The following is a 22,247-nucleotide window of genomic DNA, read 5'->3' as shown; positions in this document are numbered from 1 at the left end:
CTTGCCGGCTGGGCTCGCGGTAAGTCATTGACCAACAAGGGGATTTTTGTTGTAATCGCGGGTTTCCCGAATCCTTGCGGAGCGGCTTGCGTCTGCGCGCTTTTTCCGCAGGGCCGGCCAGGCCGGGCGCGCTGCGCGGCTGGCGCCGGGGTCGGGACGGATGGAAGCCCGGTTGCGCGGGCTTTGGTTTGAGGCTCCTATCCCCGGATGACGGCGGGTGCGGGGCGACACGAGGACTCGATCATGAAACGCACCTACCAACCTTCCAAGGTCCGCCGCGCGCGCACGCACGGCTTCCTGGTCCGCATGAAGACGCGCAATGGCCGCAAGGTCATCAACGCGCGTCGCGCCAAGGGCCGCAAGCGCCTGGCGGTCTGACCGGCCTGTGGCCCTGAGGGCCTCGTCCGATGCCGGCTGCCGCGGCCGCGCCTGCTGAATTCGGCAGCGTTGCGCGCTGCCGGGTGCGACGCCTGAAGCAGCGGGCCGGCTTCGAACGCGCCCTGGGTGCGGGCCCGCAGGCCATCGTGGCCCGCAGCCCGCATTTCATGCTGCATTTCGTGCCGGCGGCCGAGTTGTCAACAGGCCAGGCACCGGGGCACCCCCCGGCTGTGGATTGCCAGGCCGGCGCGGTGCTCCCCAAGCGCTGGGCGCGGCGGGCCGTGACCCGCAACCTGCTCAAGCGCCAGGTGTATGCCTGCTTCGAGCGCCATGCCGGCGACCTGCCGGCCGGCATCTGGGTGGTGCGGCTGCGCACCGCGTTCGATCGCGAGCAGTTCCGCAGCTCGGCGTCCGAGGTGCTGAAGCGGGCCGCGCGCCAGGAGCTCGATGCACTGCTGGCGCAAGGGGCCGCCCGGGCGCGCCGCCAGCTGGCCGCGCCGCCAGCATCGACCTGAAGAAAACACCCACGGATGATCGAGGCCGGGTGATGCTGAAACGAGCGCTGTTGGTTCTGATCCGGGGCTACCGGCTGCTGCTCAGCCCCTGGCTCGGCGCGGGCTGCCGTTTCCATCCGACCTGTTCCGCCTATGCGCTCGAGGCGATCGAGCGCCACGGCGCCGGCGCCGGCAGCTACCTGACGGCGCGCCGGCTGCTGCGCTGCGGCCCGTGGTGCGAGGGCGGCATCGACCCCGTGCCCGAGCATCCGCCGCGCCTGTTCACCCGCCTGCTGCCGCCGCGCGCCTCCGCTGCGGCGACGCCTCCCGTTTCCACACCCTCTACCAGCGAGTCGTCTCCATGACCGATATGCGCCGCACCATCCTGTGGATGGTGTTCACCTTGTCACTCGTCCTGCTGTGGGACGCCTGGAACAAGCACAACGGCCGGCCGTCGATGTTCTCGCCGCAGCCGCCTGCTGCCAGCGCCTCGGCCGAACCGCCCCAGGGGACCGGGTCCGCGGCCGACGTGCCTGCGCCTGCTGCCGTGGCCGGCGCCACGACCGGCTCGTCCAGCATCGCGACCCAGGCCGCAGCCGGCTCGCCCACCGAGCGGATCACGCTGGTCACCGACGTCTACCGCGCCGAGGTCGACACCCAGGGCGGTTCGCTGGTGCGCCTGGATCTGCTCAAGTACGAGGACCAGCAGGACCGCGGCAACCCGGTGGTGCTGATGGACCGCTCGGCGCAGCGCACCTACCTGGCCCAGTCCGGCCTGATCAACCGCCACGACACGGGCGGCGCGTTCCCCAACCACCTGAGCGTGATGACCGCGCTGCCGGGCGACCGCACGCTGGACGAGGGCGAGAACGAGCTGCAGCTGACGCTGGAATCGGCCCCGGTCAACGGCCTGCAGTACCGCAAGACCTACACCTTCAAGCGGGGCGACTACGCGATCGGCGTGAAGCACGAGGTGATCAACGTCGGCGACGCGCCGCGCGAGCCGCAGCTGTACCTGCAGCTGGTGCGTGACGGCAACCCGCCGCCGGGGGAATCGAGCTTCTATCACACGTTCACCGGCCCGGCGCTCTACACGGAAGAGAAGAAGTTCCACAAGATCGCCTTCGGTGACATCGAGAAGGGCAAGGCCGAGACCGCTCCGCCGGCCGACAACGGCTGGGTGGCGATGGTGCAGCACTACTTTGCCTCGGCCTGGCTGAACAACGCGCCGGCGCCGCGCGAGTTCCGCGCCGCCAAGGTGGCGAACAACCTGTACTCGATCGCGATGGTGCAGCCGCTGCCGGCGATCGCCCCGGGCGAGACGCACGCGGTGGACACCATCCTGTTCGCCGGCCCGCAGGAAGAGAAGAAGCTGGAGGCGCTGGCCCCGGGCCTGGACCTGGTCAAGGACTACGGCTGGTTCACCATCCTGTCCAAGCCGCTGTTCTGGCTGCTGGACAAGCTGTACGGCCTGCTGGGCAACTGGGGCTGGGCCATCGTCGCGCTGGTGGTGCTGCTGAAGGTCGCCTTCTACTGGCTCAACGCCAAGGCCTACGCCTCGATGGCCAAGATGAAGGCCATCAGCCCGCGCATCCAGGACCTGCGCGAGCGCTACAAGGACAAGCCGCAGCAGCTGCAGCAGGAGATGATGCGCATCTACCGCGAGGAGAAGATCAACCCGATGGGCGGCTGCCTGCCGATCCTGATCCAGATCCCCGTGTTCATCGCGCTGTACTGGGTGCTGCTGTCCTCGGTCGAGATGCGCAACGCGCCGTGGATCCTGTGGATCACCGACCTGTCGGTCAAGGACCCGTACTACATCCTGCCGCTGCTGATGACCGCCTCGACGCTGCTGCAGACCTGGCTGAACCCGACCCCGCCGGATCCGGTGCAGGCCCGCATGATGTGGATCATGCCGCTGATCTTCTCGGTGATGTTCTTCCTGTTCCCGGCCGGCCTGGTGCTGTACTGGCTGACGAACAACATCCTGTCGATCGCGCAGCAGTACGTCATCAACAAGCGCCTCGGTGTCACGAAGTAAGGCCCGTCCCTCCGGCCTGCGGTCGCCTCGAAGGTCCTGCCTTCGGGGCGATTTTTCTTTCTGCTCGACAATCCCGACCATGCTCAGCCGCCACCAGGACCCCATCGTCGCGATCGCCACCGCCCCGGGACGCGGGGCAGTGGGCATCGTGCGGGTGTCGGGGCTGGGCCTGGCGCCGTACGTGCAGGCGCTGCTGGGCGTGGCGCTCAAGGCGCGCCATGCGACCTACCTGCCGTTCCCGGGCGCGGACGGGCAGCCGATCGACCACGGGCTGGCGCTGTACTTCCCGGCACCGCACTCGTACACCGGCGAGGACGTGCTCGAGCTGCAGGCCCACGGCGGCCCGGTGGTGCTGCAGCTGCTGCTGGCGCGCTGCCTGGAAGTCGGGCGGCAGCACCTGCCGCGGCTGCGCCTGGCCGAGCCGGGCGAGTTCACCGAACGTGCCTTCCTCAACGACAAGCTCGACCTGGCCCAGGCCGAGGCGGTGGCCGACCTGATCGAGGCCAGCACCGAGGCCGCGGCGCGCTCGGCCAGCCGTTCGCTGAGCGGGGCGTTCTCGCAGCAGGTCAACGAGCTGCGCGAGCGCATGATCCGCCTGCGCATGCTGGTCGAGGCGACGCTGGACTTCCCGGAAGAGGAAATCGACTTCCTGCAGCAGGCCGACGCACAGGGCCAGCTGGAAGGCATCCGCGCCGCGCTGGACGCGGTGCTGGACCGCGCCCGCCAGGGCGCCCTGCTGCGCGAAGGCATCAAGGTGGTGCTGGCCGGCCAGCCCAACGTCGGCAAGAGCTCGCTGCTCAACGCGCTGGCCGGCGCGGAGCTGGCCATCGTCACGCCGATCCCCGGCACCACGCGCGACAAGGTCAGCGAGACCATCCAGATCGAGGGCGTGCCGCTGCACGTGATCGACACCGCGGGCTTGCGCGCCGGCGAGGAGGCGGCCGACGAGGTCGAGCGCATCGGCATCGCGCGCACCTGGGCCGAGATCGAGGGCGCCGACGCGGTGCTGTTCCTGCACGACCTGACGCGCCTGGGCGAGCCCGGCTACGACGCGGGCGACCGCGAGATCGCCGCCCGGCTGCTGCCGGCGGCGCGCATCGTGCACGTCTACAACAAGCTCGACGCCGGGGCGGCGCCGCCCGCAGCCGCGCCCGGCGAGCGCGCGGTGGCGATCTCGGCGAAGACCGGCGCCGGGATGGACGAGCTGCGCCGCCTGCTGCTGGAGCTCGCCGGCTGGCATGCGCAGCCCGAAGGCGTGTTCATCGCGCGCGAGCGCCATGTGCAGGCGCTGCGCCGGGCCGCGCAGCATGTCGAGCTGGCGCGCCAGCATGCCGCGGCGGCCGACCAGGCGCTGGACCTGTTCGCCGAGGAGCTGCGCCTGGCGCACGATGCGCTCGGCGAGATCACCGGCGCGTTCACCGCCGACGACCTGCTCGGCGAGATCTTCAGCCGCTTCTGCATCGGCAAGTGAGGGCGCTCCCCCCGTGGATGCAGGGGGTGCGGGCGACGGACGGCGTGTCAGTGCGGCGGCAGCGGCATTGTGGCGGCCGGACACCCGCCCGATAATCCCGCCACTTCGAGAAAAACCGATGCGCTGCCGCGGCCGCTGCGCGGCAGGCGATACCAACACGGACCGCAGTAGGGGATCGAAATGGACTTCAGCGAGGTGGTGCAGGCGATCCAGTCGCTCAACACCGAAGATGCGCTGCGTGCTCGCCTGGACATGCAGCAGTGGCGCACCGTGGCCCAGTACCTGACCCGACACGAAATGCGCATGGGCGACATGATCATCCGGCAGGGCGATCGTGACCGTGCGCTGTACTTCCTGGAACAAGGCACGCTGCAGGTCTACATGACCGGCGGGCCGCCCGGCTCGAGCAAGGTCGCCATCCTGCGCCCCGGCTCCGTCATCGGCGAGCCCAGCCTGTTCGCGGACGGCCCGCGCATGGCCAACGTCGAGGCGATGACCTCCGGTGCGGTGTGGGCGCTGCGGCTGCCGCGCTTCGAGGAAATGGCGCTGCGCGTGCCGGCCGTCGCGCTGGAACTGCTGCGCGCCGCCGGCGCCGTGATGGCGGCGCGCATGCGCGCCAACCTGGCGCGCCAGATGCCGGTCACCTGAACCGGACCCGACACCCTGCCGGCGGTGCCCGGCAGGCCACCCGGGCCGCTCAGTGTCCTTCGAACGACACCAGCGTGAACAGCGGCAGGCCGGCGGCGCGCAGCTTGTCGGCGCCGCCCAGCTCGGGCAGCTCGACGATCGCCGCGCCCTCGATCACCTGGGCGCCCAGGCGTTCGAGCAGCCGCTTGCCGGCCATCATCGTGCCGCCGGTGGCGATCAGGTCGTCGATCAGCACCACCCGGTCGCCGGGCTTGACCGCGTCGGTGTGCAGCTCGACGGTGGCCGAGCCGTATTCCAGCTCGTAGGTTTCCTCGACGGTCGTGAAGGGCAGCTTGCCCTTCTTGCGGATCGGCACGAAGCCGACGTTGAGCTCGTAGGCGAGCACCGAGCCGATGATGAAGCCGCGCGCGTCCAGGCCGGCGACCACGTCCGGCCGCACGTCGAAGTAGCGGTGCACGAACTGGTCGATCAGCACCCGGAACACCTTGGGGTTCTGCAGCAGCGGCGTGATGTCGCGGAACTGCACGCCCGGCTCGGGCCAGTCAGGCACGGTGCGGATGTGGCTCTTGATGTAGGTGCGGTCGTCCATGGCGATGGGGTGGGGCGGTGTACGGCAAACCCCTCATTGTCGCGCGGGCGCGCCCTTCGTGGGGAGCGTCACGGCCGCGCGGGCCGCGTCGCCGGCAGGCGGTGGCGCCAAGCCTAGAATTCGCAGATCGCAATCGATGGGGCTGTCCCCGTGTCAGAACGTACTTCCACTTCCCAGCCGGCCGGCCGCTTCGACGCTGATCGGGCCGTCGCGCTGGCGCGCCAGACGCTCGAGATCGAAGCCAACGCGCTGCTGGGCCTCAAGGAACGCCAGGGCGCCTCGTTCGCCCGCGCGGTCGAGGCGATCCTGAAATGCTCCGGCCGCGTGGTCGTGATGGGCATGGGCAAGAGCGGCCACGTGGGCCGCAAGATCGCCGCGACGCTGGCGTCCACCGGCACGCCGGCGATGTTCGTGCATCCGGCCGAGGCGAGCCACGGCGACCTCGGCATGATCACCAAGCAGGACCTGGTGGTCGCGCTGTCCAACTCCGGCGAGAGCGACGAGCTCAACGCCATCCTGCCGGTGCTCAAGCGGCTGTTCATCCCGCTGATCGCGATGACCGGCCGGCCGTCGTCGTCGCTCGCGCGCCATGCCGACATCGTGCTCGACACCTCGGTGCCGAAGGAGGCCTGCCCGCTGAACCTCGCGCCCACGGCCAGCACCACCGCGCAGATGGCGCTGGGCGACGCGCTGGCGGTCGCGCTGCTCGACGCGCGCGGCTTCAAGGAAGAGGACTTCGCGCGCTCGCACCCGGGCGGGGCGCTGGGCCGCAAGCTGCTGACCCACGTGCGCGACGTGATGCGCAGCGGCGACGCGGTGCCGCGCGTGCGCACCAGCACCGGCTTCACCGCGATGATGCGCGAGATGTCCTCCAAGGGCCTGGGCGCGACCGCGGTGCTGGATGACGAGGACCGCATCGTCGGCATCTTCACCGACGGCGACCTGCGCCGCCTGATCGAGAAGGGCCGCGACCTGCGCGACCTGACCGCCGGCGAGGTGATGACGCCCAACCCGCGCCTGGTGCGCGAGGATGCACTGGCCGTCGAGGCCGCCGACCTGATGGAGGAGGCACGCATCACCTCGGTGCTGGTGGTCGACGAGGCCGGCCGCCTGATCGGGGCGCTGAACTCCAACGACCTGATGCGTGCGAAGGTGATCTGACGCTCATGCGCCCGATCGAACCGCACCTGAACTTCCCGCCCGAGCTGCTGCTGCAGGCGCAGGGCATCCGCGCGGCCATCTTCGACGTCGACGGGGTGCTGACCGACGGACGCATCTACATCGGCGAACAGGGCGAGACCTTCAAGGCCTTCAACACGCTGGACGGCCACGGCATGAAGCTGCTGGCGGCTGCCGGCATCGAGCCCGTGGTCATCACCGGGCGCGACTCGCCGGCGGTGCGCCGCCGCATCGCCGACCTGGGCCTGAAGCACGCGCGCTACGGCGTGCACGACAAGCTCGCCGCGGCGCGGGCCCTGATGGAGCAGCTGGGCATCGACTGGGCGCAGCTGGCTGCCATCGGCGACGACTGGCCCGACCTGCCGCTGCTCGCGCGCGCCGGTTTCTCCTGTGCGCCGGCCAACGCGCATGTCGAGGCGCGTGCCGCGGCGCACTACGTGACCACTGCCACCGGCGGCCAGGGCGCGGCGCGCGAGTTCTGCGACCTGCTGCTGGTGGCGCAGGGCCGCTACGCCGAGCTGCTGCAAGGTCACCTGCAGACGCTGGACGACGGGCGGCAGGGCGGCAGCGCATGAATGCTCCGGCCGAACGGGTGGTGCTGGCGCCGGCGGTGCCGCGCGGCCCGGTGCGACCGAAGCTGCCGTGGTGGGTGCGGCTGGTCGACACGATCACGATCTACCTGCCGCTGCTGCTGATGGCGCTGCTCGCCGCCGGCACCTGGTGGCTGGTGAAGAACACCCCCGTGCCCGATGGACCGCGCGCCGAGGCGCCGCCGCGTCAGGACCCGGACTACGTGATGACCGGGTTCTCGGTGCAGCACTTCACGCCCACCGGGCGCCCGAGCACCTTCCTCGAAGGGCGCGAGATGCGCCACTATCCGGCCACCGACATGGTCGAGATCGACGACGTGCGCGTGCGCTCGGTCGACGAGTACGGCCGCGTCACGGTGGCGACCGCGCGGCGTGGCGTGTCCAACCGCAATGCCAGCGAGGTGCAACTGATCGGGCAGGCGCACGTGGTGCGCGAGGCCGGCGGCCCGCCCGACGCACCGGGCGGCAACGACCGGCTGGAGTTCCTCGGCGAGTTCCTGCACGTCTACACCGACGCGCAGCGCGTGGAATCGGACCAGCCGGTGGTGCTGCGCCGTGGCGGCATGGAAGTGCGCGCGGCCTCGCTGCGCTACGACCACGGCAAGCAGGTGCTGGAACTCAAGGGCCAGGTGCGCGGCGTGCTGCCTGCGCGCCCGCGCGGGGGACGCAACGGATGAGCGCGCCGCTGGCCTACATCACCGGTGCTTCCAGCGGCATCGGCCAGGCGCTGGTGGCGCGCTACCACCGCGCCGGCTACCGGCTCGCGCTGGTGGCCCGGCGCGCGGCCGAGACCGAGGCCTGGGCGCGCGCCCAGGGCTGGGACGCGCAGCGCTTTGCCGTCTACGCCGCCGACGTGCGCGATGTCGACGGCATCGTCGCGGCCGGGCGCGCCTGCCTGGCGCAGCAGGGGCTGCCGGACGTGGTGATCGCCAATGCCGGCATCAGCGTCGGCGTCGACACCGCCGAGTACGAGGACCTGGAGGTGATCCGCGCCACCTTCGAGACCAACAACCTCGGCATGGCAGCGACCTTCCATCCCTTCGTCAAGGGCATGCGCGAGCGCCGCCGCGGCACGTTGGTGGGCATCGCGAGCGTCGCGGCGATCCGCGGCCTGCCGGGCCACGGCGCCTACTGCGCCAGCAAGGCCGCGGTGGTGAACTACTGCGAAAGCCTGCGCGGCGAACTGCGCCCGTACGGCGTGCAGGTGGTGACCATCGCGCCCGGCTACATCGACACGCCGCTGACGCGCGAGAACCGCTATGCGATGCCCTTCCTGATGAGTGCCGAAGCGTTCGCCGACAAGGCCTTCCGCACCATCGAGGCGGGCGTCAGCTACCGGGTGATCCCCTGGCAGATGGGCGTGGTGGCCAAGCTGCTGCGCGTGCTGCCCGACCCGTTGTTCGACCGCCTGCTGGCCGGGCGGGCCCGCAAAAAGCGGCGCGGCGAATAGGGCGGCCGGGCACCGCGCTGGTGCGCCTGGTCACAAAACGCTGCGGATCGTTTCGACCGCTCGCGGTCCTTGCGGCCGACAATGGCCGTTTGCACCGGATGCGCCGCAAGATGGACCTGCCGCATCACTTCCTGGCCCGCGCGCTGGACAACCGCCGGGCCAACTACCGCCTGCTGTACGCCTGCGCGCAGCTCGACCCGCTGGCGTTCACCGAACGGCGCGCGGGCGCGTTCCCGTCGCTGCGCGCGATGCTCAACCGCCTGCTGGCGGTTGAGCGGCATTACCTCGACGCGATGGAGCGCGCCTGCCAGGGCCGCGCGCCGAACGAGCGCTGGCGCGGGTTCTTCGACCCGGCCGAGCCCTGCGGCACCTGCACCGAGCTGGCTGCCGCGCTGGCCGATTGCGACGCACGCCTGATCACGCTGTGCCGGCACCTGGACGCGTCGCAGCTGCGCCTGCCGGTGACGGTGCCGCGCGAGCGCGGGCCCCGTGCCGAGCGGCTGGACCGCCTGCTGGTGCAGCTGTTCCGCCACCAGGACGAGCAGCGCGGTCGGGTGCACGCGATGCTGGCGGGTCGCGCGGTGCCGCGCCCGCCACCCGACGAACCGTTCTGCGATGGCGGGGCGGCGTGGCGCGAGGGCGCCGCGAAAGCCCCGGGGTCGGGGGCGGACGAGGCCCCCTCGGCGTCCGGCGACGGTCCGGGCCAGGACCTGCAACGCGCGCATTGAACGGCGCGCCTGCCGGCCCCGGGGAGGGCGCGCTGCACGGTTCAGGGGTCAGAGGCACCCCACGCTGCCGGGAACGAAGCTCCAGGTGTCCCGGGTGAAATGGGCGCTGACCGAGGCGTCCGCGATGAATTCGCCCTGCGCGTCGACCAGTTCGGTGCGCAGCTCGCATTGCCAGGTGTCGATCACCCGACCCGGGATGGCGTCGGACTTGTCCGCCAAGCACCGTCCATGCAGGAGGCCCTTTTGGGTCTCGTTGCGCAGGAGTGCCTCGCCCAGCACCACGGCGAGACGGTCTCCCAGCGTGAGCCGGCGGCGCTCCTCCTCGGTACCCATGCAGTGGCTTCCCTGCAGGGAGGCGGCAGCGTGGAGCAGGAACAGCTGCACGAGCTGCGTCCCTTTCGGCGGGATGGTCGGGTCGATGACGATCGGGGCTCCCGTCATCGGATCCGTGATGGCCTGGCTCCAGGCGGCCGAGCAACAGCTCAACAGGAGTGCGGAGAGCGCTTTGCGCATCATAGGAACGCTCCATAGTAGAACGTGACGGTTTCACCCGGCAGATGGTAGGCACGCTCGAACGTGCGCATGAACCCCATCTCCGTGTCCTGCACTACCTTGTCCGCGCTGTTGCTGTAGTGCCAGACCGTACCGGCGACATAAATGCCGATGTGCTTTTTGGAACCGTCTTTCATCCTCAGCAGGTGACCGGGTCGGTCCATGTTGCTCTTGTGCGTGACGAAGATCAGGCAGGAGGAAAGGTGGGCGGGCCGGTCTGCCCATGCACCTCGGTCCAAACACTGATTGAAGATCTCATTGACGCGGATGGTCGCGCCTTCCGGGCGTTGCTTTTCGGCCCATGTGCGGTTCTTGCACGTACTACCGAATTCATAGCCCATTAGGTGGCTCACGAGATGAGCACAGTGGTTCAGATCATCCTGTGTGCCCAGCTCGAACGGGCAGAAGTGGCTGATGTGCTTGCCGACCGCGTCGGCCAGCGGCACGGTGGTGTGGATCATCGGGGCCTCCCTGAAACGCTTCTTCTTGTGGGCGGCCGCATCCTAAGCAGGCGGGCCGCGGCTGGAGGGCGTCGAGCCCGTAGCAAGTTGTGTCGTTGCGCGACAGCATGTTGAGGATGGGGAGAAACCGCCGCCCCCGATGGCGCGGCCAGGCCATCGGCGCTAAGGTTGTCCGTCCCCGCGAAAGGAGGGCGGCCATGCACCTCGTCACCCGCACCGAGACCGACACGATGGGCGCGATCGAAGTCCCCGGCGATCGCTACTGGGGGGCGCAGACGCAGCGCTCCCTGCACCACTTCCCGATCGGCGTGCAGCGCTTCCGCTGGCAGCGGCCCGTCATCCGCGCGCTGGGGCTGCTGAAGAAGGCCGCGGCGCAGGCCAACGCCGAGCTGGGTGAGCTGCCTTCGGAGATCGCCCGGCTGATCGAGCTGGCAGCCGACGAGGTGATCGACGGCCGGCTGGACGACCATTTCCCGCTGGTGGTGTTCCAGACCGGCTCGGGCACGCAGTCCAACATGAACGCCAACGAGGTGATCGCCAACCGCGCGATCGAGCTGGCCGGCGGCGTGCTGGGCAGCAAGCAGCCGGTGCACCCGAACGATCACGTCAACCGCGGGCAGTCCTCCAACGACACCTTCCCGACCGCGATGCACGTGGCGGTGGTCGAGCAGCTGCACGGGCACCTGTTCCCGGCCGTCACGGCACTGCGCAACACGCTGGCCGGCAAGGCGCGCACCTACGAGCACCTGGTCAAGACCGGGCGCACCCACCTGCAGGACGCCACGCCGATCACGCTGGGGCAGGAGATCGGCGCCTGGGTGTCGCAGATCGACTTCGGCCTCAACGCGGTGCGCGCGAGCCTGCCGGCGCTGCACGAGCTGGCGATCGGCGGCACCGCGGTCGGCACGGGGTTGAACGCGCACCCGCAGTTCGGCGACCTGGTCGCGCAGAAGCTGGGCGACCTGACCGGGCATCCGTTCGTCTCGGCGCCGGACAAGTTCTTCGCGCTGTCGGCACACGACGCGCTGGTGCAGTGCTCGGCGGCGCTGCGCACGCTGGCCGGCGGGCTGATGAAGATGGCCAACGACATCCGCTGGCTGGCCAGCGGCCCGCGCTGCGGCATCGGCGAGCTGCGCATCCCGGAGAACGAGCCGGGCTCCTCGATCATGCCGGGCAAGGTCAACCCGACGCAGTGCGAGGCGCTGACGATGGTGTGCGTGCAGGTGTTCGGCAACGACGCCGCGGTGGCCTTCGCCGGCACGCAGGGCAACTTCCAGCTCAACGTCTACAAGCCGGTGATGGTGCACAACGTGCTGGAGAGCATCGAGCTGCTGGGCGATGCGTGCAGCGCGTTCGACCGCCACTGCGCGCAGGGCATCGAGCCCAACGAGGCGGTGATCGACGAACACCTGGAGCGCAACCTGATGCTGGTGACGGCGCTGAACCGCCACATCGGCTACGACCGCGCCGCGCAGATCGCCAAGAAGGCGCACCGGGAAGGCCTGACGCTGCGCGAGGCGGCGCTGGCCTCGGGCCACGTCAGCGCGGAGGACTACGACCGCTGGATCGACCCGCTGGAGATGACCCGGCCCGGATAAGCCCTGCCGCCCTCCGGCCGCACGGGGCATGGCACCATGGCGGCCCATGATCGATGTCGTCGTGTTCTTTTTCCTGCTGGGCGTGTTCGCGCGTCTGGTCAAGTCCGACCTGCGGCTGCCCGAGGCCCTGTACGAGACGCTGTCGATCTACCTGCTGCTGGCCATCGGCCTGAAGGGCGGCATCGAACTTTCCAAGCAGCCGCTGCTGACCCTGGCCCCGCAGGTGGCGGGCACCATGCTGCTGAGCTTCACGATCCCGTTCGCGCTGTACCCGGTGCTGCGCGCGCTGAAGCTCTCGGGGGCGGACAGCGCCTCGGTCGCGGCGCATTACGGCTCGGTGAGCGTGGTGACCTTCGCGGTGACCACCGCGGCGCTGACCCGCCAGGGCATCGCCTACGAGACGCACGCGCCGCTGTGGGTCGCGGTGATGGAGGCGCCGGGCGTGGTGGCCGGCATCCTGCTCGCGCGCCTGTCGCAGCTGAAGGACGTGCGCTGGGGTGCGCTGCTGCACGAGGTGCTGTTCGGCAAGAGCGTGCTGCTGTTGCTAGGCGGCCTGCTGATCGGGCTGGTCGCGGGCGTGGAGGGCACGCAGCCGATCGAGGCGGTGTTCGTCGCGCCGTTCAAGGGCGTGCTGGCGCTGTTCCTGCTCGAGCTGGGGCTGGTCGCCGGCGCGCGCCTGGCGGAGGTGCGGCGCTTCGGGCTGGTCGTGATCGGCGTGGGCCTGCTGGTGCCGCCGGTGCTGGCCACGGTCGGCGCGCTGGTCGGCCTCGCGATGGGGCTGTCGACCGGGGGCGTGGCGGTGATGGCGGCGCTGGCGGCCAGCGCGAGCTACATTGCCGCGCCGACCGCGATGCGCATCGCGGTGCCCGAGGCCAATGCCGCGCTGTCCATCACCGCGGCGCTGGGCATCACCTTCCCGTTCAACATCGTGTTCGGCATCCCGCTGTACATCCGGCTGGCAACGGCCCTGAGCTGAGAGAAAGAGGCACGCGATGGCGCTGACCAAACATCCGCGACAGCTGCTGGTGATCATCACCGAGGCGGTGCTCGAAAAGCGCCTGGTGCAGGACGTCAAGCGACTGGGCGCGCAAGGCTACACGGTCTACGACGTGCGCGGCGAGGGCACGTCCGGCGTGCGCGAGGGCGCCTGGGAGGCCGACCGCACGATCGAGATGAAGGTGATCTGCGAGGCGGGCGTGGCCGACCGCATTGCCGAGCATGTGCTCGCCACGTACGCGCCGCATTACGGCGTGACGCTGTTTTTCACCGACGTGCAGGTGTTGCGGCCGCAGAAATTCTGAAAGCGCCGCCGGCTGGAAATGAAAAAAGCGGCGGGCCGGAGCCTCGCCGCTTTCGTCGCAGGGGTCGCGGCTGCGCCGCCACCCGGGATCATCGATCAGTAGCCGCCGCGGCCGCCACCGAAACCGCCACGGCCGCCGCCACCGGCACCGCCGTAGCCGCCGCGGCCGCCGCCGCCGAAGCCGCCTTCACGACGGCCGCCGAAGCCGCCACCGCCGCGCGGACCGCCGAAACCGCCCGGGCGCTCTTCACGCGGGCGCGCTTCGTTGACCACGATGGCGCGGCCGGCCAGCGGGTGGCCGTTCATGCCGTTGATCGCGGATTGCGCCTCGGCATCCGAACCCATTTCGACGAAGCCGAAACCCTTGGAGCGGCCGGTGTCGCGGTCCATCATGACCTTGGCGGAGGTCACGTTGCCGAATTGCGAGAAGGCCTCGTTCAGTTCTTCGTCGCGGATGCTGTAGGCCAGATTGCCCACGTAAAGCTTGTTGCCCATGAGAGAGCCCCTTTCAAATACACGTCACAGTCAGTTGGAGCTACCACCCTCATGAACCACTCAGATCGAGGCGCCGCTTCCAGACATTCGAAGGGCCATTATGTGGGCAGCCGGGGGGCGTGTGGGCCCCTTTTGTGAAAAATTGTTGTTTGGATGCGGTAAATCAGGTCGAAGGGGAGTTTTTCTCCGTGTAAACCCTGAAGCGGCGATTGGTGATCGGGAAACGGCTCGTTATCATCGCCCGCGCCAGAAGGGGTGCGCGGCGTGCCTGCCGTGCAGGAGGCACCCGGGTGACGCGGGATGCTGGAGGACGAGATGAGCAAGACCTGCCCGAAATGCGGAACCGACAACCGGGACACCGCGAAGTTCTGCCGGGGCTGCGGGACCTCGCTGGCCAGCGTGGCGCCCCCGGCGCCGGCGACGCCCGCCCCGTCTGCTGCGCCCGATGCCACCGTCGTGGTCCCGGCGTCCTCGCCGGCCGCACCGGTGCCGCCTGCACCCGCGCCCGCACCCGACGCTTCGCTCGATCCGCTGTCGGTGCTGCCGCCGGTCGAGCCGCCCAGTGCCCCGCCGCCGCCTGCCGAACCGCCCGCGGCGCCCAGCTTCATGGACGAGCCGCCTGCGGGCCGGCGCAAGTCCCCGTTGATCGTGGGTGCCCTGGTGGTGCTGGCCGTGCTGGTCGGCGGCGGCGCCTGGTGGATGTCGCAGCCCGCGGGGGGCGACCGCCAGGCCGAGGCGGCGCCGGCACCGGCCGCGCCGCCCGAGCCCGTCGCGCCCACGGCGCCGGCCGAGCCGCCGGTCGCGTTGGAAGCGCCGGCCTCGGAACCGCTCGCGGCCCTTCCCGAGCCGTCGTCGGAGCCGCCGGCGGCGCCGGTCGAGGCCGCCCCTGCGGTGGAGGACGCGGCGCCCGCGGTCGCCGAGACCCCGCCCGTGGTGCCGTCGGTCCAAGACGAGGCGGCGCGCCGGGCCGAGGAGGCGGCACGGGCCAAGGCGCGCGCCGAGGCGCGGGCCCGGGCGGCCAAGGAGAAGGCCGAGGCCGAAGCGCGTGCCCGCGCGGAAGCCGCCGCGCGCGCCGAAGCGAGCCGCAAGGCGGCCGCGGCATCTGCTGCACCCGCCCCGGCACCGGCGCCGGCGGCCCGGCCGGCCCAGGCCGCCGTCCCGGCGGAGGTGTGCGGCGGACGGGTGTTCCTGGCCCTGCTGAACTGCCTGAAGAACGAATGCCAGGATCCGGTCAAGGCCAGGCATCCGCGCTGCGTCGAGTTCCTGGAAGCCGAGCGGCGACGCGAGCAGCAGAACCAGTTGCGCTGACGTTCCTGCCTGCACCGCCGGCCCTGGAACGGGCCGCGGTGCACCTGGTCTCCCATGACTTCCATCCCCCCACGTGACCCGCTCCGATCCCTGCGCGCCGTGCTGGCGTGCGTCGACGGGGTACGCCACCTGCCGGCGCTGGCGGTGCTGCTGGGCACCTTCGCCGCGGCCGGGCTGCTGCTGGCGATGCTGGCGCAGGCGGTGGCCCGCGGACAGGGCGCGACGATGGTGCTGTACGGCGTGCTGGCCTTCCTCGTCGCGTTCTATGGCGGCAATGCGGCCGGCCTGATGGTCATGGACGACGCGCGTGGGCAACCGCGGCGTGGCATCGTGGATGCGCTCGCCACCGCGTTGCGCACCGCGCACCGCCTGCTCGGGGCGTTGCTGCTGATCGCGATCGCCTACGCGGCCGGGGCGCTGCTGCTGGCGCTGGTGCTGGTGGTCTGCAAGGCGCCCGTGCTGGGGCCGGCGGCCTACACCGTGGTGCTGCCGGTGGCGGTGGTGATCGCCGGGCTGGCCCTGCTGGTCCTGCCTACCGTGGTGGTGCCGCTGGCCGCGCCGGCGGTCTGGGAGGGGGCCGACACCCTGCAATGCGTGAGCCGGCTGTTCGCGATCGCGCGGCGCCGGTTGCTCGAGGTGGTGCTGCTGATGCTGGTCGTGGGGCTGCTGGCCAGCGTGGTCGGCGCCCTGGTGATGTTCGTCGTCGCCGTCGGCGGCCAGGTGGTCGCGCGCCTGTCGGCCTGGATCCTGGGCCCGCAGGCGCCGGCGCAGCAGCTGATGGCCGGGCTGTTCGGCTTCGGCCTGCGCAGCCTGACAGGCGCCGGGGTCAACGTGGGTGCCAGCGCCTATGCGGCCGCCGGCGTGATCGGTGGCGGGGTGGTGGCGGTGGTCGGTTCGGTGCTGCCCGGGCTGGTCTACCTGCGCGGGGCCTGCGAGGTCTACCTGGCCCATGCGGATGCGGAGGACGAGGCCGCGTCCGGGCACGACCCGGCCCGGCCCGGTGGTGCAGCGGCGGGCACGAAGGCGGCAGGGGCGGCCGCCGGCGCCGCACGGTCGCGCGGCATCCTGGCCACGGTGGCCCCGGAGGCGTCGGCACTCGAGACCACCATCACGATGGCGCGCTCGCCGCTGGCCTCCACCACCGAGGTGGACGTGCCGCTGGACTTGGTGGCCACCGTGGCCTGCTGTCCGGCCTGCCAGCATGCGGTGCAGCCGGGCGACCACTACTGCGGCACCTGCGGTGCGCCGCTGGACGGCGACCGGCCCGAGGCGGCGCCACGATGAAGCTGCGCATCGCGAGCCTGGTGCCGTCGGTCACCGAGCTGCTCGTCGCGCTGGGGCTGGCCCCCTGGCTGGTGGCCCGCACCGGCTTCTGCGTGCGCCCGCGCGAGGCCCTGCAGGACGTGCCCAAGGTCGGCGGCACCAAGGACGTGAACCTCGCGCGCCTGCGCGAGCTGGCCCCGACCCACGTGGTCGTCAACGTGGACGAGAACGAATGGCCCACGGTGCAGGCGCTGCGCGAGTTCGTGCCGCAGGTGATCGTCACGCACCCGTGCGCGCCGCAGGACAACCTGGTGCTCCATGCGCAGATGGTCGAGGCCTTCGGCGCGGTGCCTGGCGTGCGCGAGCGCGCCGCCGCCCTGGCGCAACGGCTGCAGGACGAGCTCGAGCGCACCGCGGCGCAGCCCTGGCCGCCGAAGCGCGTGCTCTATTGCATCTGGCGCGAGCCGTGGATGACGGTGGCGCGCGACACCTACATCTCGCGCATGCTCGCGCTGGTGGGCTGGCAGACGCTGCCGGACGTCGAGGGCGGCCCGCAGGGTGCGGCACGCTATCCCGTGTTCGACGTGCAGGCGCCGTGGCTGCGCGAGGTGGACGAGGTGCTCCTGGGCAGCGAGCCGTACCGCTTCGGGCCGTCCCACGTCGAGGAGGTGCGGCGGTGGCTGCAGGCCGCCGGTGGGCGGGGCCGGGTGCGGCTGGTCGACGCCGAGCTGCTCAGCTGGTACGGCCCGCGCGCGGCCGACGGCATCGCCTACCTGCGCGCGCTGGCGCGCGAGGCCGGCTGAGCGGCGGCGCGGGCGGCCCTGCCGGTCGCACGGGGTTGGGGGGCCGCCTACAATCGATCGCATGATCTCGCGCGAACCCACCCTCGAACGCCTGGCCATCGCCAGGTCGCTGCTGCTCGAACCGTTCGGGCTGGACGAGACGCAACTCGCCCGGGCCCTGAAGGTGATCGGCGAGCACCGCGTCGACGATGCCGACCTGTACTTCCAGTACACCCGCAGCGAAGGCTGGAGCCTGGAAGAAGGGATCGTGAAGTCCGGCAGCTTCGGCATCGACCAGGGCGTCGGCGTGCGCGCGGTGGCGGGCGAGAAGACCGCCTTTGCCTATTCCGACGACATCTCCGAGGCGGCGCTGCTGGATGCGGCGCGCACCGTGCGCACCATCGCCGCGGCCGGACAGAGCCGCCGCGTGAAGGTGGGCGGCGCCTCCCAGGTGGCCGGCAGCCGCGTGCTGTACGCGCCGATGGACCCGATCGCCACGCTCGACAGCGCGCAGAAGGTCGCCTTGCTCGAGAAGGTCGAGCGCATGGCGCGGGCACGCGACCCGCGCATCGTGCAGGTGATGGCCGGCCTGATGGGCGAGTACGACGTGGTGCTGGTCGCGCGGGCGGACGGCACCATCGCGGCCGACGTGCGGCCGCTGGTGCGCCTGTCGGTGACCGTGATCGCCGAGCAGAACGGGCGCCGCGAGGTGGGCTCCGGCGGCGGTGGCGGGCGCTTCGGCCTCGGCTACTTCCAGGACGAGGTGATCCGGCGCTACGTGGACGACGCGGTCGACGCCGCGCTGACCAACCTGGAAAGCCGCCCGGCCCCGGCTGGCGAGATGACCGTGGTGCTGGGCCCGGGCTGGCCCGGCGTGCTGCTGCACGAGGCGGTCGGCCACGGGCTGGAGGGCGACTTCAACCGCAAGGGCTCGAGCGCCTTCTCGGGCCGCATCGGCCAGCGCGTCGCGGCCAAGGGCGTGACGGTGCTGGACGACGGCACGCTGCCGGACCGGCGCGGCTCGCTCAACATCGACGACGAGGGCAACCCGACCCAGCGCAACGTGCTGATCGAGGACGGCATCCTGCGCGGCTACATCCAGGACGCGATGAACGCGCGCCTGATGAAGGTCAAGCCCACCGGCAACGGCCGCCGCGAAAGCTACGCCCACGTGCCGATGCCGCGCATGACCAACACCTACATGCTGGCCGGCGACAAGACCCGAGAGGAGATCGTCGCGTCCATCAGGAAGGGCCTGTACGCGACCAACTTCGGCGGCGGCCAGGTCGACATCACCAGCGGCAAGTTCGTGTTCTCGGCCAGCGAGGCCTACTGGGTCGAGAACGGGAAGATCCAGTACCCGGTCAAGGGCGCGACCATCATCGGCAACGGCCCGGATGCGCTGACCCGCGTGACGATGATCGGCAACGACCTGGAGCTGGACACCGGCGTGGGCACCTGCGGCAAGGAAGGGCAGAGCGTGCCGGTGGGCGTCGGCCAGCCCACGCTGCGCATCGACGGGCTGACCGTCGGCGGCACCGCTTGAAAACTCTGACAGGGGCCCTGCGAGAGCTTTCTCACGCCTGAGGCCGTTCCGGCGCCATGCGCCTTGCCGCGGCGTGTCCGAGCGGCTACGCTGGTGCGTTCCGGGGTGTGGACCCCGGGGCCTTCGCCATGTCCGAGCACACGCCGTCTCCCGCGCCTCGCCCCCAGCCCGATCCGGCGATGCTGGAGCGGGCCGAGCGCGTCAACAACGACCTGATGAAGTTCGTGCGCCAGGTGCGCACGGCCACGGGTCCCGTGCGCGTGAAGCTGCAGCATGACATGCGCGAGCGGCTGGAGGCCGAGCGCGCCGCGCTGCTCGGCGGCGGCGTGATCCCCGAGCCGCTGCGCCACTATGCGGTCACGTTCACCGAGGTGCAGTGGCTGCTCGACGTGTGGATCGAAGCCACCGAACGCAACGGCGACGACCAGGAGTTCCGGCGCGACTTCATCGACGTGGCCACGCGCATGCTCGGCGAGCTGGAGGTGCTGCGCCAGCCCGACCCGGCGCTGCATCCGCCCGGGCGCAAGCCGAGCTGGTGGTCGGCAATCACGCGCGGCCTGCGTCCCGAGGAGGCCCGCGAAGGGCATCGCCATCCGGGCGACCCGGACCTGATCGTGTGACGCAGGTCCGCCTGCGGCTTGACGCCGGTCGGTCGGCGCGTGCTACAGTACGGACCATGCTTCGCGCTGTCTATTTCTTCTTCTTTTACTTTTGGTTCTCGCACCGCACCGGCGGAGGAGAGGGCAGCGCGTAACCGAACACGAGCGAACCGAATCCGAGTGACCGCCGGGCGACCCCCGGCGGTTTTTTTTTCGCCTCCGGCCCGCGCAGCCTCGATCCAGGAACGCTCCCCGACAACCACTTCAACCAGGAGTCTGCTTCCCATGAATGCCAAGTCCACCAGCGCCGTCGAGGGTTGGTATGCGCCGATCGACAAGACATCGCAGACCGACGACGAAAGGATCAAGGACGTGACGCCGCTGCCGCCGCCGGAGCACCTGATCCGCTTCTTCCCGATCCGCGGGACCGCAGTGGAGAAGCTGGTCGCGGAGACCCGCAATCGCATCCGTCGCATCATGCAACGCAAGGATGACCGCCTGCTGGTGGTCATCGGCCCCTGTTCCATCCACGACCCGGCCGCGGCGATCGAGTACGCGAGGCGCCTGCTGGTGCAGCGCGAGAAGTACGCCGACACGCTGGAGATCGTGATGCGCGTGTACTTCGAGAAGCCGCGCACGACGGTGGGCTGGAAGGGCCTGATCAACGACCCGTACCTGGACGAGACCTACCGCATCGACGAGGGCCTGCGCATCGCGCGCCAGCTGCTGATCGACATCAACCGCCTGGGCGTGCCCGCGGGCAGCGAGTTCCTTGACGTGATCTCGCCGCAGTACATCGGCGACCTGATTTCCTGGGGCGCGATCGGCGCGCGCACCACCGAGAGCCAGGTGCACCGCGAACTGGCCTCGGGCATCTCGGCGCCCATCGGCTTCAAGAACGGCACCGACGGCAACATCAAGATCGCCTCGGACGCGATCCAGGCGGCGAGCCGCCCGCACCACTTCCTGTCGGTGCACAAGAACGGCCAGGTGGCGATCGTGGAGACCAAGGGCAACAAGGACTGCCACGTGATCCTGCGCGGCGGCAAGGCGCCCAACTACGATGCCGCCAGCGTCGAGGCCGCCTGCCGCGACCTGGAAGCCGCCAAGCTGCCGTGCACGCTGATGATCGACTGCTCGCACGCCAACTCCAGCAAGCAGCACGAGCGCCAGATCGACGTGGCGCGCAACATCGCCGACCAGCTGGCCGGCGGCTCGCGCTGCATCTTCGGCGTGATGGTCGAAAGCCACCTGAAGCCGGGCGCACAGAAGTTCACGCCGGGCAAGGACGACCCGAGCCAGCTCGAGTACGGCAAGAGCATCACCGACGCCTGCCTCGGCTGGGACGACTCGGTCGAGCTGCTGTCCATCCTGTCCGATGCCGTGAAGCGTCGGCGCGGTTGACAGGCTGCGTCACCCCGTTTGTAAGGCCGGTAAGCGGCGGCAAGAACGCTGGCCTTGGCCGCCGCGCCGTAGTGCAATTCCGGCCAGCGGCCTCCGGGTCGAACGCGGCACGTCGGGGTGCCCGGAAGCGGGGTCGCAAGGCCGCCGGCGAGGGCATGGCCGGCTGCCGGTCTCCTTGTTGTTGAACTGATTCCCTCAGCAGAGCCCACGTCGAGTGGGAAATCGCCCGCCCCGGTCTCCACCAGGATCGCGGCGGGTCTTTTTTTGTCGGCCTTGCCTCGTGAGTGCGCGCTCGCCTCGATGTGAGGCTTTGCCACCGGGATGTAACGCGGGTAAAGCGTGGCAAAAGCGCTGGCCGCGCGGGCGGCGCCCCGATCCAATGCGTGCTGTGCGCAGCAACGAGGACATCCGCATGAGCCGTACCACCGAGCGTCCGCAAGATCGTCACACCGGGTGGCGGGTGCGCCCGCTCCTGGCCGTGGCGCTGGGCGCGCTGGCCCTGCCGGCGCAGGCCCAGGTGACCGCCGCGGCCGGTGCCCCCGGCTACGCCAGCCCCGGCCGCGAGGCGATCCAGCGCCTGTTCCTGCGCGTGGACACGGACGGCGACGGCCGGCTGAGCCGGCAGGAAGCCGAGCGGCTGCCGGCGATCGCCGAGCGCTTCGACGAGATCGACGCGGACCACGACGGCCGGCTCGACCCGGACGAATTCCACGCCGGGGCCACCGCGCCGATGCGCTGAGCGCCCGGCGCGTTCAGTCCTGCCGCTTCAGGCGTTCGCTGTTCCAGTAGACGTCGTCGCCGCCCAGCCCGTCCAGGTTGGCGCGGTTGAGCACGCGTGCCAGCACGAACAGCAGGTCCGACAACCGGTTGAGGTAGTGGCGCGGGGTGTCGCGCACCGCGTCCACCGCGCCCAGCGCGACCACCGAGCGTTCGGCACGGCGCGCCAGGGTGCGCGCCACGTGGGCCAGCGCCGCGCTGCGGGTGCCGCCGGGCAGGATGAATTCCTTCAGGCGGGGCAGGGTGGCGTTGTGGCGCGCCAGCGCCTCGTCCAGGCGCGCCACGGCCTCGGGCTGGAGCAGCTCGCTGCCCGGCATCGAGAGCTCGCCGCCCAGGTCGAACAGCTCGTGCTGGATCGCCCGCAGCAGCTGGCGCACCTCGTCCGGCAGCGGCTCGGCCAGCAGCACGCCCAGCTGCGAGTTCAGCTCGTCGACGTCGCCCATGGCCTGCACGCGCAGGTGGTCCTTGCGTACCCGGGTGCCGTCGCCCAGGCCGGTGGTGCCGTCGTCGCCGGTGCGCGTGGCGATTTGCGTGAGTCGGTTGCCCATGGGCCTATGCTAGTGCACCCGGTGCCCGGGCGACATGCGCGTTCGT

Annotated in this window: 26 protein-coding genes; 21 read left to right on the top strand and 5 right to left on the bottom strand. The window is 70.8% G+C overall.

Annotated elements, in window-relative coordinates:
• The first annotated feature begins 243 nt into the window (after positions 1–243).
• From rpmH to IS481_RS18225, 6 genes are all read left to right on the top strand, one after another.
• Complete coding sequence (gene rpmH / locus IS481_RS18250) at positions 244–378, top strand: 50S ribosomal protein L34 (protein WP_104358587.1); 135 nt, start codon at positions 244–246, stop codon at positions 376–378.
• A gap of 29 nt (positions 379–407) precedes the next feature.
• Positions 408–893 (top strand): ribonuclease P protein component, encoded by a 486-nt coding sequence (locus IS481_RS18245; RefSeq protein ID WP_232529379.1) that lies wholly within the window; start codon positions 408–410, stop codon positions 891–893.
• 32 nt (positions 894–925) lie between these two features.
• Positions 926–1,237, top strand: coding sequence for a membrane protein insertion efficiency factor YidD (gene yidD / locus IS481_RS18240; RefSeq protein WP_104358586.1), 312 nt, complete (start codon positions 926–928; stop codon positions 1,235–1,237).
• Complete coding sequence (gene yidC, locus IS481_RS18235) at positions 1,234–2,913, top strand: membrane protein insertase YidC (RefSeq protein WP_104358585.1); 1,680 nt, start codon at positions 1,234–1,236, stop codon at positions 2,911–2,913. Before yidD ends, yidC begins: the two co-directional genes overlap by 4 nt.
• A gap of 79 nt (positions 2,914–2,992) precedes the next feature.
• Positions 2,993–4,384, top strand: a complete 1,392-nt coding sequence (gene mnmE / locus IS481_RS18230; RefSeq protein ID WP_104358584.1) for a tRNA uridine-5-carboxymethylaminomethyl(34) synthesis GTPase MnmE — start codon at positions 2,993–2,995, stop codon at positions 4,382–4,384.
• A gap of 180 nt (positions 4,385–4,564) precedes the next feature.
• Positions 4,565–5,032 (top strand): cyclic nucleotide-binding domain-containing protein, encoded by a 468-nt coding sequence (locus IS481_RS18225; RefSeq protein WP_104358583.1) that lies wholly within the window; start codon positions 4,565–4,567, stop codon positions 5,030–5,032.
• A gap of 49 nt (positions 5,033–5,081) precedes the next feature.
• Here IS481_RS18225 and IS481_RS18220 read toward each other — a convergent pair whose 3' ends face one another.
• Positions 5,082–5,621 (bottom strand): adenine phosphoribosyltransferase, encoded by a 540-nt coding sequence (locus tag IS481_RS18220; RefSeq protein ID WP_104358582.1) that lies wholly within the window; start codon positions 5,619–5,621, stop codon positions 5,082–5,084.
• Positions 5,622–5,771: 150 nt separating this feature from the next.
• Between IS481_RS18220 and IS481_RS18215 the strand changes: the two genes are divergently transcribed.
• From IS481_RS18215 to IS481_RS18195, 5 genes are all read left to right on the top strand, one after another.
• Positions 5,772–6,782, top strand: a complete 1,011-nt coding sequence (locus IS481_RS18215) for a KpsF/GutQ family sugar-phosphate isomerase (protein WP_104358581.1) — start codon at positions 5,772–5,774, stop codon at positions 6,780–6,782.
• A gap of 5 nt (positions 6,783–6,787) precedes the next feature.
• Positions 6,788–7,375 carry a KdsC family phosphatase gene (locus tag IS481_RS18210; protein ID WP_104358580.1) on the top strand — a complete coding sequence of 196 codons (588 nt, stop codon included), beginning with the start codon at positions 6,788–6,790 and terminating at the stop codon, positions 7,373–7,375.
• Positions 7,372–8,067 (top strand): LPS export ABC transporter periplasmic protein LptC, encoded by a 696-nt coding sequence (gene lptC, locus IS481_RS18205; RefSeq protein ID WP_104358579.1) that lies wholly within the window; start codon positions 7,372–7,374, stop codon positions 8,065–8,067. Before IS481_RS18210 ends, lptC begins: the two co-directional genes overlap by 4 nt.
• A complete protein-coding gene (locus IS481_RS18200; protein ID WP_104358578.1) occupies positions 8,064–8,840 on the top strand; it encodes an SDR family oxidoreductase in 777 nt (258 codons plus the stop codon). The genes lptC and IS481_RS18200 overlap by 4 nt, the downstream gene beginning before the upstream one ends.
• Positions 8,841–8,950: 110 nt before the next feature.
• Complete coding sequence (locus IS481_RS18195; RefSeq protein ID WP_170067485.1) at positions 8,951–9,568, top strand: DinB family protein; 618 nt, start codon at positions 8,951–8,953, stop codon at positions 9,566–9,568.
• A gap of 48 nt (positions 9,569–9,616) precedes the next feature.
• On the opposite strand, the gene IS481_RS18190 is transcribed toward IS481_RS18195, so the two are convergent.
• On the bottom strand, positions 9,617–10,084 hold the full coding sequence (locus tag IS481_RS18190) for a hypothetical protein (protein ID WP_104358576.1): 468 nt from the start codon (positions 10,082–10,084) through the stop codon (positions 9,617–9,619).
• A complete protein-coding gene (locus tag IS481_RS18185) occupies positions 10,081–10,581 on the bottom strand; it encodes a hypothetical protein (protein WP_104358575.1) in 501 nt (166 codons plus the stop codon). Before IS481_RS18185 ends, IS481_RS18190 begins: the two co-directional genes overlap by 4 nt.
• Positions 10,582–10,778: 197 nt before the next feature.
• On the opposite strand from IS481_RS18185, the gene fumC reads away from it, so the two are divergent.
• From fumC to IS481_RS18170, 3 genes are read left to right on the top strand one after another with little or no spacing between them, the layout of a single operon-like run.
• Positions 10,779–12,179: a class II fumarate hydratase gene (fumC, locus tag IS481_RS18180; RefSeq protein ID WP_104358574.1), complete on the top strand. Its 1,401-nt coding sequence runs from the start codon at positions 10,779–10,781 to the stop codon at positions 12,177–12,179.
• Positions 12,180–12,225: 46 nt separating this feature from the next.
• Positions 12,226–13,155, top strand: a complete 930-nt coding sequence (locus IS481_RS18175) for a sodium-dependent bicarbonate transport family permease (protein WP_104358573.1) — start codon at positions 12,226–12,228, stop codon at positions 13,153–13,155.
• Positions 13,156–13,171: 16 nt separating this feature from the next.
• A complete protein-coding gene (locus tag IS481_RS18170; RefSeq protein WP_104358572.1) occupies positions 13,172–13,480 on the top strand; it encodes a P-II family nitrogen regulator in 309 nt (102 codons plus the stop codon).
• 95 nt (positions 13,481–13,575) lie between these two features.
• Here IS481_RS18170 and IS481_RS18165 read toward each other — a convergent pair whose 3' ends face one another.
• Complete coding sequence (locus IS481_RS18165) at positions 13,576–13,974, bottom strand: RNA recognition motif domain-containing protein (RefSeq protein ID WP_104358571.1); 399 nt, start codon at positions 13,972–13,974, stop codon at positions 13,576–13,578.
• Positions 13,975–14,289: 315 nt separating this feature from the next.
• On the opposite strand from IS481_RS18165, the gene IS481_RS18160 reads away from it, so the two are divergent.
• The 7 genes from IS481_RS18160 (at position 14,290) to IS481_RS18130 (ending at position 21,615) form a co-directional block, all read left to right on the top strand.
• Positions 14,290–15,282, top strand: coding sequence for a zinc ribbon domain-containing protein (locus IS481_RS18160; protein WP_170067484.1), 993 nt, complete (start codon positions 14,290–14,292; stop codon positions 15,280–15,282).
• 54 nt (positions 15,283–15,336) lie between these two features.
• The gene (locus IS481_RS18155; protein WP_132766263.1) at positions 15,337–16,566 is read left to right on the top strand and encodes a zinc ribbon domain-containing protein; all 1,230 of its coding nucleotides are present in this window, start codon (positions 15,337–15,339) and stop codon (positions 16,564–16,566) included.
• Positions 16,563–17,348, top strand: coding sequence for a helical backbone metal receptor (locus IS481_RS18150; RefSeq protein ID WP_104358568.1), 786 nt, complete (start codon positions 16,563–16,565; stop codon positions 17,346–17,348). Before IS481_RS18155 ends, IS481_RS18150 begins: the two co-directional genes overlap by 4 nt.
• A gap of 61 nt (positions 17,349–17,409) precedes the next feature.
• Positions 17,410–18,873 carry a metalloprotease TldD gene (gene tldD, locus IS481_RS18145; RefSeq protein ID WP_104358567.1) on the top strand — a complete coding sequence of 488 codons (1,464 nt, stop codon included), beginning with the start codon at positions 17,410–17,412 and terminating at the stop codon, positions 18,871–18,873.
• Between the two features lie 128 nt (positions 18,874–19,001).
• Positions 19,002–19,493, top strand: coding sequence for a hypothetical protein (locus IS481_RS18140; RefSeq protein ID WP_132766265.1), 492 nt, complete (start codon positions 19,002–19,004; stop codon positions 19,491–19,493).
• A 264-nt stretch (positions 19,494–19,757) separates the two neighbouring features.
• Positions 19,758–20,876, top strand: a complete 1,119-nt coding sequence (locus IS481_RS18135; RefSeq protein ID WP_104358565.1) for a 3-deoxy-7-phosphoheptulonate synthase — start codon at positions 19,758–19,760, stop codon at positions 20,874–20,876.
• Between the two features lie 412 nt (positions 20,877–21,288).
• Positions 21,289–21,615: an EF-hand domain-containing protein gene (locus IS481_RS18130; RefSeq protein ID WP_232529377.1), complete on the top strand. Its 327-nt coding sequence runs from the start codon at positions 21,289–21,291 to the stop codon at positions 21,613–21,615.
• A 13-nt stretch (positions 21,616–21,628) separates the two neighbouring features.
• On the opposite strand, the gene IS481_RS18125 is transcribed toward IS481_RS18130, so the two are convergent.
• Positions 21,629–22,201 (bottom strand): cob(I)yrinic acid a,c-diamide adenosyltransferase, encoded by a 573-nt coding sequence (locus tag IS481_RS18125; protein ID WP_104358563.1) that lies wholly within the window; start codon positions 22,199–22,201, stop codon positions 21,629–21,631.
• Positions 22,202–22,247: the final 46 nt, after the last annotated feature.

The sequence above is a fragment of the Caldimonas thermodepolymerans genome, from assembly GCF_015476235.1.
GTDB classification, from domain to species: Bacteria; Pseudomonadota; Gammaproteobacteria; order Burkholderiales; family Burkholderiaceae_C; genus Caldimonas; species Caldimonas thermodepolymerans.
Note: the sequence above shows the minus strand (reverse complement) of the source record. Positions and strands in the feature narration are given on the sequence as shown.